Source organism: Paenibacillus xylanexedens, from assembly GCF_007680605.1.
GTDB lineage: Bacteria > Bacillota > Bacilli > Paenibacillales > Paenibacillaceae > Paenibacillus > Paenibacillus xylanexedens_B.
In genome coordinates this window covers 414,711-428,417 of the sequence record NZ_VEIO01000001.1, presented here as the reverse complement: position 1 = coordinate 428,417, position 13,707 = coordinate 414,711, and the positions used below count along the sequence as shown (strand labels likewise).

The following is a 13,707-nucleotide window of genomic DNA, read 5'->3' as shown; positions in this document are numbered from 1 at the left end:
TGGTAAAACCCTTCAGCTTTATTTGATTTTGACTGTCCCTTCACCAAGCATTTTCTCCATTTGGGAGAACAGTGCCGGTGAAGGTTTGATCCGGTAGGCGTCGCTCAGGGCGAGCAGCTTCTGCTGCTGCTCGTAGAAGAGCACGGTCGCCACCGGGCCAGGGTGTTGCTGGAGCAGCTCTTTGAGACGCGCCAGCAGCTCGGGCTTCTCGGCCTGCGGGGTGAGCTTCACGAACACCCGCTGCTCGGTCCCACGCGGCGCGCGGCCCTGCTCCGCCGCGCTAGCCGCCGCAGGCGCCGCACTGCCCGCGCGTGCGCTGGCTGCGGCGCCTGTGCCTGCCTCGCTGCGCGCCGAGGCAGGGCTGCGGCTTCCGCTTGCACGCGCAGCGGAAGCGTCACCGCCTGCGCTGCTGCGCTGCGCTGCGGCTCCCGCGCCCGCGGGTCGCTGCGGCGAAGCCGCCTGCGCCGGGCTCAAAGCGCTGCCGCTGCCGGGCTTGCCGCGGCGGTCGCGGCTGCGCAGCTGCTGTTCCAGTGCCGCCGGTGTCAGCGGCGACACTTCCTCGGCCAGCAGCTTAAAGCCCTCGTCCTGCTGCTGCACCTTGGCACGCACGACGAGCAGTTCGCCTTTCCCGACATGCTGCTGGCTTCGCCGCCATACCTCGGGAAAGAGAACCACTTCGCAGCGTTCGACCTGGTCTTCCAGCTCCATGAACGCCATCGCCTTGCCCTGTTTCGTCGTAATCGACTTCACGGACACTACCATACCTGCGGCGACGGCCATCGTATCGTCAGCCGCCTCCGTCAATTCCATGATCCGGTCAGCCCCGCTCGATTCGAGCACATCTTCGTAGTCATCCAGTGGATGGCCGGACAGATACAGACCCAGCAGTTCACGCTCCAGTTCCAGTTGCTGACTTGCCGAGAACGGCGGGATTTCGGGATATTCAATCTCCCAGTTGGGTGTCTCCACAAAGTCAAACAGCTGAATCTGCAAGTCCTCTCGCTCTTTACGCCATTTCAGAGCCGCTTCAACAGTCTCGTCTAGCATTGCGAGCAATTGAGCACGATGTCCTGGCAGGCTGTCAAATGCACCAGCCTGAATCAGTGATTCAATAACACGTTTGTTGCACACTCTCAGATCAACACGGCGACAAAAATCGAGTAAACTGTCGAACGGTTTTTCCTGTCTGACGGCCATAATGCTTTCCATCGCTTGCGTGCCTACATTTTTCACTGCAGCCAGCCCAAAACGTATGGCTCCTGAAGACCATCGCGTTACTGCGCTACTCTCCTCATCGATTATTTCAGCTGCCTTTTCCTGAATCTGTCCATACGCCTGATCGGGATTCTGGTTGTGCGTCTCATCCTCAGACTGAGCATGCTCGGCCCCATGCAACCTATCATGATCCCGCATTTTTTGCTGATCATGAACCTGTTCCGATCCAAGCACAGTGTCCGATACAGATATTTTCACCAGACCCGGGTCTAACTGAAGACCGGATGTTTTCGAATCTGACTTAGCAGATACAGACTGCCAACCTTCGTCGTATCCCCTTATCTCCATTTCCGTTAAGTGTTCGTTATCCTCCGGCATAGGCCCAGGATCATCCGGTAACGGCACCCCTCCGTAATCCCCGTGTTCCTCATAGTTATCATAAGAAGCATCTTTACGGGCTTCGGGAGCTTCACCCGTTACCCTTGATTCATCCTTCTCCTTCACAGCAGACGAAGCAAACACAGGTGTGAACAAAATGCCACTTTCATTTACGTCCGGCGGGAGCACGTCAATCTGCATGTGACGGCATTCCACTACATACTCTGCAACCTTACGATGGCTCCCCATAACGGCGGTTAACATAGAAGCCATGAAATGCACAGGATAGTGCGCCTTCAAGTAAGCCGTTTGGAATGCAAGAACACCATATGCAGCTGCGTGAGCACGTGGAAAACCGTAGTTGGCAAATTTGACAATCATATCGTACACGAGATCCGCTTCCGCTTCGCTGTATCCCTGTTTCAGACTGCCCTGAACGAAGTGCCCCCGTTCCAGATCAAGCACTTCTCTTTTTTTCTTGGAAACAGCTCGGCGCAACAAATCCGCTTCTCCCAAGGAAAACCCTGCCATACGGGATGCAATCTGCATGATCTGCTCCTGATATACAATGATGCCGTACGTATCTTTCAAAATCGGCTCCAGATCGCCATGTGGATAATCCACTTCAATCTGCCCGTGCTTCCCCTGAATATATTTCGAAATGAACTCCATCGGACCCGGACGATACAAGGCCAGAACGGAGATAATATCTTCAAATACACTTGGCTTTAATTCTTTCAGAACCCGGCGCATACCTGCGGATTCCAGCTGGAATACACCCATCGTATCCCCTCTGCCTAACATCTCATAAGTCGGAGAATCATCATCGGAAATCCGTGTAAAATCAGGAACTTCCGCACGCTCCCCAATCCAGCGCAGACAGCGTTCTATAATGGAGAGGGTTCGTAGGCCGAGAAAGTCCATCTTAAGCAGCCCTATCGATTCCAGATTTTCCATGGAATACTGCGTCAAAGCTGTTCCTTCGCTACCTTCCTGCAATGGAACGGCATCCGTCAGCGGATCTCGTGAAATGACGACACCCGCAGCATGCGTGGAAGCATGACGGGGCATGCCTTCTACCTTCATTGCCATATCGAGCAGCTCACGTGTCTTGGGTTTCGTCTCATATAACGCCTTCAGCTCCGGCGTAGCTTCCATGGCTCGTTCAATATTAATGCCTAGTTGTGCAGGAATCAGTTTTGCAGCCTTGTCCACTTCGCCATATGGCACATTCAGCGCCCGCCCAACATCACGGACCGCAGCCCGGGCTGCCATCGTTCCAAACGTAATAATTTGGGCAACATGGGCTTTGCCGTATTTCTGTGCCACATAATCGATGACCTCGTCACGACGTTCATCACTGAAATCGATATCGATATCGGGCATGGATATCCGCTCAGGATTGAGAAAACGCTCGAAGAGCAGGTTATATTTCATCGGATCGACATCCGTAATGCGAAGTGTATAGGCCACCAGGCTTCCTGCCGACGAACCCCGACCCGGTCCGGTAACAATTCCCTGCTCATGCGCATAAGCGATAAAATCCCACACGATCAGGAAATAATCCGAGAAGCCCATGCTGTCAATCACGCGCAACTCATAGTCCAGCCGTTGCTCCAGCTCTGTGCGAAGCGCCGTGTCGTTCCACCGATCGGACTCTGCATACCGGGCAATCATGCCCTCTTCACACAATTGACGCAGATATGCAGACGGACTCGAACCTTCAGGCAATGGACGGTATTCCGGTAAAATCGATTTGCCAAATTCCAGCTCCAATTCGCAAGAATCGGCGATGCGGGCTGTATTAGCGATGGCCTCCGGCACATGAGGGAACAGACGAGCCATTTGCTCGCCGCTCTTCAAATACAATTGGTTCGTTCCGATCCGCAAACGGGTCTCATCTTCTACCGTTTTACCTGTCCCGATACAGATCAGGACATCCTGCAGTTCTGCATCCTCTTCGGATAGATAGTGAGCATCATTCGTTGCCACAAGTTCAATTTCCAATTCAGCAGCGAGTTTGATCAGTTGCGGATTGACTCTTTTTTGCTCAGCCAGTCCATGATCCTGTAGTTCCAGATAAAAGTCGGAGCCGAAGATGTTTTTGTAACGTAGCGCAGCACGACGCGCCTCTTCTTCACGCCCATGTAACAGATGTTGCGGGACTTCGCCGCCGAGACAAGCGCTGAGACAGATAATCCCCTCATGATGTGCCGCCAAACTCTCCATGTCGATACGCGGTTTATAATGGAAACCTTCGAGGTGTCCAATGGAACACAGCTTCATCAGGTTCCGATAACCGGTCATATTTTTCGCCAGCAAAATCAAATGATATATCGGTTGATCCTTCCGGCTTCCCCGTTCTTTGCGAGAACCTGCCGTCATATATGCTTCGCAGCCTATAATCGGTTTGATTCCCCGCTCGACGCAGGCTTTATAAAACGGGATAGCCCCATACATGACGCCATGATCGGTCAGCGCAAGTGTCGTCATCCCCAGATCTGCGGCTTTATCCACGAGATCCGGAATACGCGCAGCGCCGTCCAGCAAACTATATTCACTGTGAACATGCAAATGCACAAAAGAACTCATGTCTTTTTACTTCCTTTCCCCTTCTTACAGTGGCAGCTCTCATTACTTCCGTTGTGCTCTCCCTGGTGTGCTATATACCATGCACAAGTGTTGAATCTGTTAAAAAATCAATATATACCTGCGATTATATGAATAGTTCCTCTAAAATTAAATAATCAAACAAATGAAAGAGTTTATTCTTCTATTTTATCATAACGTCAGGGGGCTCGCCCATACAATAGAAGTACAAGCTGCTCCCCTGTTACACAAATCCAAAACAGGCGGTATGCTGCTGGTCTGAAAGGGGTGTTGTGGGTGAGCACTTTTTTATCCAAAGCCATTCTTGACTTCTTTATTGCATTCGGGATCGTGCTGGGCGGCGCGATGATTGGGGGTATAGGTGCAGTCATTTCCCTTCAGCCTCCGACCCAAACAATGCTCGATATTTCTGGCAAAATTAAAATCTGGGCACTCGCTGCAGCTGTGGGTGGTACGATCGATCCGATGCGAGTCATTGAGAGTAATTTCCTGGATGGCAACCTGTCACCGGCAGTAAAACAAATCCTGTACCTGATCTCAGCCTTTATGGGTGCACATATGGGAACCGAACTGGTGAAATGGGTGTGCGGCGGAGGCCGGGGTTAGATGACCCGTGATGACCCTGCATGAGACTTCCCCCCTTCTCCCGCTACCGCCCGTTGATGCGTATGACTGCCGTATTTGTGCTCGGAATGATCGCTGGATGTGTTGTGTATAACGGTGTGTTTCATCTCAGTTATAACAAACTGTGGCTAAATAATCAGGAGCTGCAACTTCAACTACACCAGAACGAGGAGGATATAAAAACACTGAAAAAATACAGCAAGCGCCAAACGGTTATCAAAGAGATCAAAGTTCGTGCCGAAGAATCCGATAAAGGCCCCGATGAGGCTTCATTAAAACTGATGTTACAGAAGCTCGGGGATGAGCTTGAAGTGTTGCGTGGAAGAGATGTATTTAACATCGACGAATATAGCAAAATGACACGCATCATGCTTAATCAGAAAATTTATAAAGTCAGAGAAAAAGAATATTCCGTTCAGGTCAAAACGATGCTTGTCATGGAGGGCGTTTTACAAGTCTGGGTACAGATCCGCATGCATGTTCCGGCATAATCTCCGAAAAATGCAAAAAACTGCCCTGGTCTGCATGGTCACATGCTACAATAAGGGCAGTCTATGTTTTTCAAAAAAGGAGTTGCTTCTGCGTGTTGATCGAAGTATTCAAGTATATTCTGATCGCCCTCTTCGCCATCGCTATGATCTGTTCTGCCATGAACAGCATTCGTTCACGCCGGACGACTGACCGACATGTTGCCGGTTTGTACCGCTCCTGGACGAATATCTGGATGGGCTGCATGCTTGTCATTCTCGCACTGATCCTGATGTTTGTTTTTACCGGTTCTACGCTATCTGTCATTGTGGAAGCGCTCTTCCTGATCATGGGAGCTTACAATGTGTTTGCTGGTATCCGTAATCGCAGTTACTACGCCAGACTTAAACAGCATTCCGGCAATACACCGGCTTAGAGTTAATCGTTGCACATTTCGAAGCGTTTCGGTACAAGTCAGTCAGGTTTGGACAACATATCGGCAAAAAAAGAGAGCACACCCGAACAATCTTGAGGTGAATAGAGTAAGCCGCATGCACTTTGCTGCATTGCTGTGATCTGTACATGTTTATCGTACATGTCAAAGTGCAAATGCCGTATAACAGATCAATGGCTCACTTTTTCCCCTGACGGGCAATCGCTCTCTTTTTTATGTGCCGGGATATATTTTTATAGACAATCTCTCTTGAATACATATTATGCATTTATTCTAAGCATGGTCTATGGACTGCAGCGTCATGACTGCCTTGCACACCACACTGCCCTCACGGGTAATGACAATATCCATTTTGCATGTTCTTCGGCTCGTTTCAAGAATCATGGGACGCACCATAATCTGATCTTCAATCTGCACCGGACGGACAAAATACGTCGTTACGTTATCAACCACATGGTCGTTGCCTGTGACGTCCCATGCTGCTCTTCGGGCAGCTTGTGTCATCACATTCAATAGCACGCCTTCCGAGATCGTGCCCAAATCCGTGGCCATCTGGGGAATAATGAAGCCGTGGAACAACAGTTCGTTCTGTTCCCCACGTTCTTCTGCGAATCCGTTCCAGATCAGATGATCAAAGGTCTCGCCAAGCTGGGGTTGCTTTTGCGCATCACGCATGGCCTGCAGTACTTCCTTACGTGTAACGGAAGCAATAAGCTTACGGTTACGATCCACAATGGGCAGGAAATCTATGCCTTCCCAGGTCATGATCTGCGCAGCAGAAGCAAGGGAGGTCTGTAACGATGCTGTTATCGGACGGCGAACGACACACTTTTCAATGCTTTGATCCGGTTGCAGTTCACTGACATCCTTCAGACTCACAATACCGATGACCCGGTTCCATTCATCTACAACCGGAAAGCGGTGCTCCCCTGTCTCCGACACCAGCGAATGAAAATCCGAAGCAGAACTCGTTACTTTGAGCACTTGCAGACGGGGTTTCTGGCCGATAATATCCTCCACCAGCATGATTTTTTTCTTGATCAGCCTGTCGAAGATCGCACGGTTAATCATAGAGGCCACGGTAAAGGTATCATGTCTGGAGGAGATAATCGGCAGTCCCAGTTCATCTGCCATAATTCTTACATCCCTGCTTGTACCAAAGCCACCCGTAATCAATACGCCAGCTCCTTGTTCCAGTGCCAGGGAATGAGCGTCTTCCCTGTTACCGACAATAAGCAGGCTGCCAGCATCGATGTAACGCGCCATCGCCTGCTCCTTCATCGCCCCAATCACATACTTGTGCAAAGGTTTGGCTAGTCCTTCATTGCCGCCAAGCACATGTCCCTCCACAATCGTGACCACGTCGGCAAAGGTGAGTTGCTCCGACATGCCCCGAGGTCTTTTTTCGATCCGCACCGTTCCGATTCTCTCTTTCGTCACGACCAGTCCGAAGTTCTCCGCCTCTTTAACGGCACGATAAGCTGTTCCCTCACTTACCCCCAGTTCACGTGCAAGCCTGCGTACCGAGATTTTGCTGCCCACCTTCAATTGCTCAATATGCTGTAGAAGCTGTTCATGCTTCGTGACGTTTTCTTCTTGTCCGTCCAACTGTACCACCCCCGAGGTTGCATCTGTACTATACTGTATCTATTATAACACGACCTTAGGAAAATAACCCCATCTGACCTAGAGTCCTGACCTGCAAAAAAACTTCTCACTTTTAATAATTCTGCATGATCTGCTCCTGTGTGCTTTGCTTAAACACACAAATAAGACCGAAACCCCGCACACTTCAGGATTCGGTCTATCTATAACTTATTTATACGGATTCGCTACGCTCCTGCTTGTCCAGCAGTTTCATCTCCCACTGCCGTAACTTCGCCCGGCGTACAGCCTCCAGCGCACGTTTTTTCTCCTCATCTACGCCAAGAATGAAATGCAGGTGTGCGCCTACAATTAATAGCGAGAACAGCACCCACACAATACCGAAAATATTAACCCAGTCCATTCCGCCAGCAAAGGAAATGCGCGGAAGCGCAATAACCAGCATCGACAATGCAATCAGCAGATAGATGACATGTTTTGTTTTTTTCAACCTCTTCACTATTCACAGCTCCTTCGTTCCATATATAGCTAGTCTATGAACGGTTCAGAGGGAATATGAGAGGATCGGAGAAAAAAACTGACAAGTATATGCTTATTAAGCTTATAGCTTAAGCTTCTGCTCCGCCGTACAGATGAGCCAGGCTATCTGCAATAATTTTATTTACATCCTCGATAATGACGCTAAGGCGACGCTCTGCATCAAACAGGCGGCGGATGTTCAGGTTCAGACTCAATACTTCAAAGAGTTTTTCCATCTTTTCCATCTCATCGGGTGCTGGCATATCTCCGCTCATCATGCGTTGTTGCAATTCCATCTGTTGGTTGCGGAAGTTGTCCAGCATCGCTTTGGCCTCTGGATCGGCTTCAATCAATTTCATCGCAGAGGTAATCTCCTCTACCTCGCTACTTTCTCTTAGTGCTTTTGCCAAATCATTGGCTTTGTCATAAATATTCATTATAATTCCTCCTCTAAATTGGTTGTTCATCCGTGTAAGAACACGCATTCTATGCTCTCAAATAAAGGTTCTGGATCAGGCCGCCCAAAAACGCCCCAAATCAAACACATTTAAATCCGGCTGGGTCAATCACCAAGGGGTATATGTCCTCATATGATGAAGCACATGCCATGTTCAGATGCCGTTCAAATTCAAGATCAGACATCAAGCTGCCGCCCGGAAGGAGATCCGTGATGTCCACTAAAAAAGTAACGATACAGGTTACCGGCTCGGGCATCCTGCAGGACGACGTCATCATGCTGGGCGAAGGGGTTCTCAAAGCACTCAAGATTCCTTCGGGAAGACCTCTTCAACTGCAATTCGGTTCGTACCGCCGTGAAGTTACAGTTATTCCGGTTCCCCGGTATGACGGATTAAGACTCAATCAGACGGTAGCCAACAAAACCGGACTTGTGCCCCGTTCAGTCCTGAGGGTATCTTACCGTGCTTCCAGCCATACGCTTCGCCTGGGACCCTACATCAGCGTTATGGTCAGCCAGGATTACCCCGATCAACCCGATCGGCCCTTTGGCTCGATTACGATGTTCTGCCAGGAATTAGTGCATGCCTGCCGAAAGCAGGGCGCCTATGTATCCTTTTTCACACCGGAGGACATCGGAGCAGTAACTGGTTACATGCAAGGCTGGGTATATGATGACGGCTGGAAAAAAACCGTTCTGCCTGTGGCAGATGTGGTCAATAACCGGCTGACGTCCCGCAAACTCGAGAACAAACCTAGCGTACAGCATTTTATGAAAGAAGTAAAATCGCTATACGGTACACACACCTTTAACGAAAAGTTCCTGGACAAAAATGAGGTGTTTGACGCACTCAAGTCGATCACGACACTCAAACGGGTGCTGCCGGAGTCCCATTTGCTCAAATCATCAGCGACTCTCAAAGCGATGTGCCAACGTTATCCGGTCATCTTCCTGAAGCCGGTTCGTGGTTCACTGGGCAAAGGCATTATCCGGGTTTCCCGTCAGCCAGAAGGAGGGTATCTAACTCTGGCGACAAGTGTCGGAGGTACCCGCAAACAATCTTATGCTTCTCTGGATAAACTCTATGCCAGTATGTCCGGAAAAATGAAAACAACGCGTTATCAGATTCAGCAAGGGCTGACCCTGATTGACAACAGCGGCAGGCCCGTTGATTTCCGCGCGCTCGTGCAAAAGAATAAGACGGGAAAGTGGAGTGTAACTTCCATCGTTGCCCGTATTGCAGGGGGCAGTCATTACGTCTCCAATCTGGCGAGAGGCGGAAGCCTCAGCACCGTCAAAGAAGCCGTAGCCAAAACGCAGCTGTCCAGTTCTGCCAAAGCTTCGGCCTATGCAGGGTTGCATACAGCAGCACTTGATATCGCCAAAGGAATTGAGAGTGCTATTCCTGCCCATTTCGGTGAGCTAGGTATCGATCTCGCACTAGACACAAGTGGACGCGTATGGCTGCTTGAGGTGAATTCAAAACCATCCAAGAACGATAATACACCGCTGAGCGAGAGCAAAATTCGCCCGTCGGTCAAAGCAATGCTTGAATACTCCACATATCTGGCCGGATTCTGAAGTTTGATCTCATGAAGGAGGTGCAGCAAGATGTTTACATCGCCGCAAAACAGCACCATGGCTATACTCATCCGTGAAGCAGAAGGCTCACCTCCTTTTGCAGATGAACGCTTCTGCCGCACGCTTTGCGTGGAAAGTTCCAAGTACGGGTTACGAACTATCGTCATTCCGATTCTGGCCGAATATACCGGAGGCACTCTTCTGAGGGCATACACTTACCATCAAAAGGAATGGAAAGCTATTCGTATGCCTATGATCGATCTGGTGATGAACCGATGCCTGAATCCACTTTCCAGAAATACCAGACAGCAGCTGGAACGCTATCTACCTCATACCTCCAGTCTTCGCCAGCGCTCTTGGTCAAGTGCACTTCCTGGCAAATGGGAAGTGCATCGCGCTCTATCGAAGTCAACCACGCTTCGGGGACTACTTGCTCCAACCACTCGGGTAAGGTCGACTATTCCCTGGGAAATATGGCTTGCCCGCTGGCCCAAAGGTTTATTTTTCAAGCCCGCTTCAGGAACTCATGGCAAAAACACCTTCCGCTTATCCATAGGAGGATTACCATTCTCCTGGATTGTGGAGGGGCGTAATAGAAGCAACGAACACTATGTTAAGTTATTTCATCAAGCAACGGATGTATCTTCCTGGCTGGAATCACATCAGGCTGTACAAAACATGATTGTGCAGCCTTATCTGGAGCTTAGCCATCACGGAAGAGCATTTGATATAAGGGCACTGGTACAAAAAAACGGGCAAGGACGCTGGACGCTGACGGGATGTATGATTCGGGAAGGAGCAGAAGGCTCTCTGACCTCGAATCTTCACGGCGGGGGTAACGCTTATCCTGCTGATGCATACCTTACCAAACGATATGGCAAAGACAAAGCTTCATCGCTTCTGCAACAGATCAAACATGCTGCCGCTCTCATTCCTCCGACGCTGGAGAGCCGTTTCGGCCGACTTGCGGAACTTGGTCTTGATTTTGGAGCCGATGTGGCCGGCAGGCTGTGGTTGATTGAAGTGAATTCAAAACCAGGCCGCACCTCATTTGCGGAATCAGATGATAAACGCATGCATGCCTTGACGTATACTCAACCGCTTGCTTACGCCCGTTATCTGCTGCAACAACATGTTCTCGCGGACGTCTTACGTCCAATGAAAATGCCGAATTCATCCAGCAAAGCTGGCCTGAAACGCATCCCGATTCCAGGCAGCAAGGGGCCTGTAATGCCTGCATGCCATGGAGCACAAGGATCTTTTTCAGGATAGGAGGATAAATCATGAGTTTGACCTTTTGTAATCTGCATTTCACCCAAAAACCCGAAAAAGTGGTGTACGTATCTAATGCTTTAATGAAAAGCCTTAATCTGTCCGGCAAAAAAACGATACATCTGCGTTTCGGACGTGATCGCGTGCCAGCCACCATCAAACCGATTCGCAAACCGGGGAAACATCTGTATCTGGCATCAGGCATCCGCAACTTAATGAACGTTCCCAAACGTGGCAGCATTTATCTTCGCAATCTCCAGAATGATGAAGTGCAGCTGGGACCGCTCATCGGGGTGCTGTCCGACGGTTCTTCTTCAAGCTCGAATCCGTTCGGCTCACGTACCGGTTTCATCAAGCAGTTGCTTCGGGAAGGAAGCCGTAAATCATATATCTATGCCTTCACTCCGCGAGATATCAACTGGCAGAACGAGACCGTTTCCGGGTACTTCCTCAATGAGAGCGGAAGCTTCTTCCGCAGGACGGTGCCACTGCCCGATGTGGTTTACAATCGTTTGCCGAGCCGCCGCTCCGACTTTTCGCCAGCAATCAATCAGCTCCGGGAACGATTTATCCGCCGCAAAATTCCTTTTTTCAACTGGAGCTTCTTCAATAAATCGGATATTTACAAATTGCTGGAGAACGAACCAACCGCAGGACGTTATATCCCGGAATCCATCACCAACCCTACCATTGACCAGATGAGGGAAATGCTTGAGCGCCATCAGTTCGTTTATTACAAACCTACCGCTGGCAGCCTTGGAAACGGGATCTACCGCTTAACCTACTCACCTAAACGTGGATATTTTGCACGTTATCGCAAAAAAGGGGGTAACGCCCTGCTACGCTTTGGTTCATTTAATAGCCTGATGCGCATGCTTCAGGGTAGACACGGCAAGCAGTTACGCGGTTATGTTGTTCAACAGGGAATACGACTGATTGAGATCGACGAATGCCCTATTGATTTTCGTTTCCACATGCATAAGAACGGGAACAATCAGTGGGTTGTTGTTGGCATCGGTGCCAAAAAGGCGGGACGCGGAAGTGTCACAACTCATATCAAAAATGGCGGCTCTCTTATGACCCCTGAACAGGCGCTCAGCCGCAATTTCGGGGAACGTGCGGGCGAGGTTCTGCAGCAGGCGAAATCGGTCGCTATTACACTGGCCCAGGCGATTGAGTCCCAGCACCAGCATCTGATTGGTGAGATTGGCTTTGATCTGGGCATTGATCAGGAGGAACATGTATGGATGTTCGAAGCGAACGCCAAACCCGGGCGCTCCATCTTCCGTCACCCTTCACTCCGGGTGGAGGGCAAATCGTCGGTGGAACACATTTTGGAGCATTGCCTGTATTTGAGCAAATTCCGGAAGAAGGACAGCATTTGATGAGCCTTCATGATGATTTCAAACCTGTGATCGCCGTGCTCACCATGCATGATCAGCAGCGTATGTTCAGAGGGAATCATCAAAATTTTCAGGACATTTTGCAAACAGGTGAAAGCATGGGATATGTCGTTTATATCGTGACGGTTCGTGACCTTAATGTAACCGGACCTACCGTGAAAGGATATACGTACAACAAAGGGAGCGGCAAATGGACTTCAAAGCCGTTCCCCCTCCCTCATGTGCTCTATAACCGTATACCTAACCGGGAAGACGAACGCAAGCCTTCGGTTCAACGTAAAATTGAAGAATGTCTGCAGTCCGGCATCGAGCTGTATAACCCGTTTTTTTTCAACAAATGGAATCTGTTCGAATGGCTCAAAAAATCCAAGTCCACGCAGCAACTGATTCCCCATACCCGGCGGATGCGCAGCGCATCTTCACTGGGTACGGTGCTTCGCACCTATCCTTATTTGTACCTGAAACCGGAGAGCGGCAAAGCTGGCAAAGGCATCATGATGCTCAAATTTCAAGAAAAAGAAAAGCTGCCTTACCGACTTAAAATACAGAATACTCGAAAAAGTATGACGTACAAGGCGGCAACGCTATCCAAGTTATGGGCCCGAATTCGCAAAGAAACCGGACATACGCCCTATATCATGCAACAAGGCATCGAGCTCGCTTCTTCCCACAAACGACCTTTCGACCTTCGTGTGCTTGTGCAGAAAAATGGCAAAGGACAATGGAGTGTGACTGGCATCGGTGCACGACTGGCAGGCTCACGCAGCATTACGACTCACGTGCCTCGCGGCGGAAGTGTAGAAGACCCGGAGAAGCTGCTCACCGAGTTATTCGGGGAAGAAATGACTACAGCACTGATGAAACGAGTGAAGTCTACCTCCTTAATGATTGCCAGACAGGTTGAGCGTGGTTCCGGACATACACTTGGTGAAATGTCAATGGATCTTGGCGTGGATGACCTGGGTGAGATCTGGTTTTTTGAAGCCAACGCGAAGCCGATGAAATTTGATGAACCACAGATCAGGCGGCGTTCACTGGAACGCATTTTCCAGTACAGCGCCTATCTTGCCCGTCAGTCTGTACGATGAAGGGCAGGAATACTGCATACAAAGAAGGTGATT

Annotated in this window: 12 protein-coding genes; 7 read left to right on the top strand and 5 right to left on the bottom strand. The window is 49.9% G+C overall.

What is annotated here, in order from left to right; all coding sequences use genetic code 11:
- Window positions 1-18: 18 nt before the first annotated feature.
- On the bottom strand, window positions 19-4,185 hold the full coding sequence (locus FS818_RS29175; protein ID WP_260989766.1) for a DNA polymerase III subunit alpha: 4,167 nt from the start codon (window positions 4,183-4,185) through the stop codon (window positions 19-21).
- Window positions 4,186-4,479: 294 nt separating this feature from the next.
- Here FS818_RS29175 and FS818_RS02130 point away from each other — a divergent pair, with 294 nt between their 5' ends.
- The 3 genes from FS818_RS02130 (at window position 4,480) to FS818_RS02120 (ending at window position 5,731) form a co-directional block, all read left to right on the top strand.
- Window positions 4,480-4,809: a YtrH family sporulation protein gene (locus tag FS818_RS02130; protein WP_090920214.1), complete on the top strand. Its 330-nt coding sequence runs from the start codon at window positions 4,480-4,482 to the stop codon at window positions 4,807-4,809.
- A gap of 20 nt (window positions 4,810-4,829) precedes the next feature.
- On the top strand, window positions 4,830-5,318 hold the full coding sequence (locus FS818_RS02125; RefSeq protein WP_123067379.1) for a sporulation membrane protein YtrI: 489 nt from the start codon (window positions 4,830-4,832) through the stop codon (window positions 5,316-5,318).
- Window positions 5,319-5,410: 92 nt separating this feature from the next.
- Complete coding sequence (locus tag FS818_RS02120) at window positions 5,411-5,731, top strand: YtpI family protein (RefSeq protein WP_186331516.1); 321 nt, start codon at window positions 5,411-5,413, stop codon at window positions 5,729-5,731.
- Window positions 5,732-5,769: 38 nt separating this feature from the next.
- On the opposite strand, the gene FS818_RS29170 is transcribed toward FS818_RS02120, so the two are convergent.
- The 4 genes from FS818_RS29170 to FS818_RS02105 form a co-directional block, all read right to left on the bottom strand.
- Window positions 5,770-5,892, bottom strand: coding sequence for a hypothetical protein (locus FS818_RS29170; RefSeq protein WP_260989765.1), 123 nt, complete (start codon window positions 5,890-5,892; stop codon window positions 5,770-5,772).
- Between the two features lie 130 nt (window positions 5,893-6,022).
- Window positions 6,023-7,357 carry a DRTGG domain-containing protein gene (locus tag FS818_RS02115; RefSeq protein WP_145329169.1) on the bottom strand — a complete coding sequence of 445 codons (1,335 nt, stop codon included), beginning with the start codon at window positions 7,355-7,357 and terminating at the stop codon, window positions 6,023-6,025.
- A 211-nt stretch (window positions 7,358-7,568) separates the two neighbouring features.
- Window positions 7,569-7,853, bottom strand: a complete 285-nt coding sequence (locus FS818_RS02110; RefSeq protein ID WP_090920203.1) for a hypothetical protein — start codon at window positions 7,851-7,853, stop codon at window positions 7,569-7,571.
- A gap of 109 nt (window positions 7,854-7,962) precedes the next feature.
- A complete protein-coding gene (locus FS818_RS02105) occupies window positions 7,963-8,310 on the bottom strand; it encodes a YlbF/YmcA family competence regulator (RefSeq protein ID WP_090920200.1) in 348 nt (115 codons plus the stop codon).
- Window positions 8,311-8,543: 233 nt separating this feature from the next.
- Between FS818_RS02105 and FS818_RS02100 the strand changes: the two genes are divergently transcribed.
- Genes FS818_RS02100 through FS818_RS02085 form a run of 4 tightly spaced genes read left to right on the top strand, consistent with a single transcriptional unit; the run spans window position 8,544 to window position 13,674 of the window.
- Window positions 8,544-9,911 carry a YheC/YheD family endospore coat-associated protein gene (locus tag FS818_RS02100; protein ID WP_145329167.1) on the top strand — a complete coding sequence of 456 codons (1,368 nt, stop codon included), beginning with the start codon at window positions 8,544-8,546 and terminating at the stop codon, window positions 9,909-9,911.
- Between the two features lie 30 nt (window positions 9,912-9,941).
- Window positions 9,942-11,183 (top strand): YheC/YheD family endospore coat-associated protein, encoded by a 1,242-nt coding sequence (locus FS818_RS02095; RefSeq protein WP_145329165.1) that lies wholly within the window; start codon window positions 9,942-9,944, stop codon window positions 11,181-11,183.
- An 11-nt stretch (window positions 11,184-11,194) separates the two neighbouring features.
- Entirely contained in the window at window positions 11,195-12,568 is a 1,374-nt protein-coding gene (locus FS818_RS02090; RefSeq protein ID WP_145329163.1) for a YheC/YheD family endospore coat-associated protein, read from the top strand.
- Window positions 12,568-13,674, top strand: a complete 1,107-nt coding sequence (locus FS818_RS02085) for a YheC/YheD family endospore coat-associated protein (protein WP_145332714.1) — start codon at window positions 12,568-12,570, stop codon at window positions 13,672-13,674. The genes FS818_RS02090 and FS818_RS02085 overlap by 1 nt, the downstream gene beginning before the upstream one ends.
- The last annotated feature ends 33 nt before the right edge of the window (window positions 13,675-13,707 follow it).

Coding starts and splice junctions, on each gene's coding strand:
- FS818_RS02095 (WP_145329165.1), top strand. CDS start 9,942: ATGTTTACATCGCCGCAAAACAGCACCATGGCTATACTCATCCGTGAA.
- FS818_RS29170 (WP_260989765.1), bottom strand. CDS start 5,892: ATGTACGATAAACATGTACAGATCACAGCAATGCAGCAAAGTGCATGC.
- FS818_RS29175 (WP_260989766.1), bottom strand. CDS start 4,185: ATGAGTTCTTTTGTGCATTTGCATGTTCACAGTGAATATAGTTTGCTG.
- FS818_RS02125 (WP_123067379.1), top strand. CDS start 4,830: ATGAGACTTCCCCCCTTCTCCCGCTACCGCCCGTTGATGCGTATGACT.
- FS818_RS02090 (WP_145329163.1), top strand. CDS start 11,195: ATGAGTTTGACCTTTTGTAATCTGCATTTCACCCAAAAACCCGAAAAA.
- FS818_RS02085 (WP_145332714.1), top strand. CDS start 12,568: ATGAGCCTTCATGATGATTTCAAACCTGTGATCGCCGTGCTCACCATG.
- FS818_RS02100 (WP_145329167.1), top strand. CDS start 8,544: ATGTCCACTAAAAAAGTAACGATACAGGTTACCGGCTCGGGCATCCTG.
- FS818_RS02105 (WP_090920200.1), bottom strand. CDS start 8,310: ATGAATATTTATGACAAAGCCAATGATTTGGCAAAAGCACTAAGAGAA.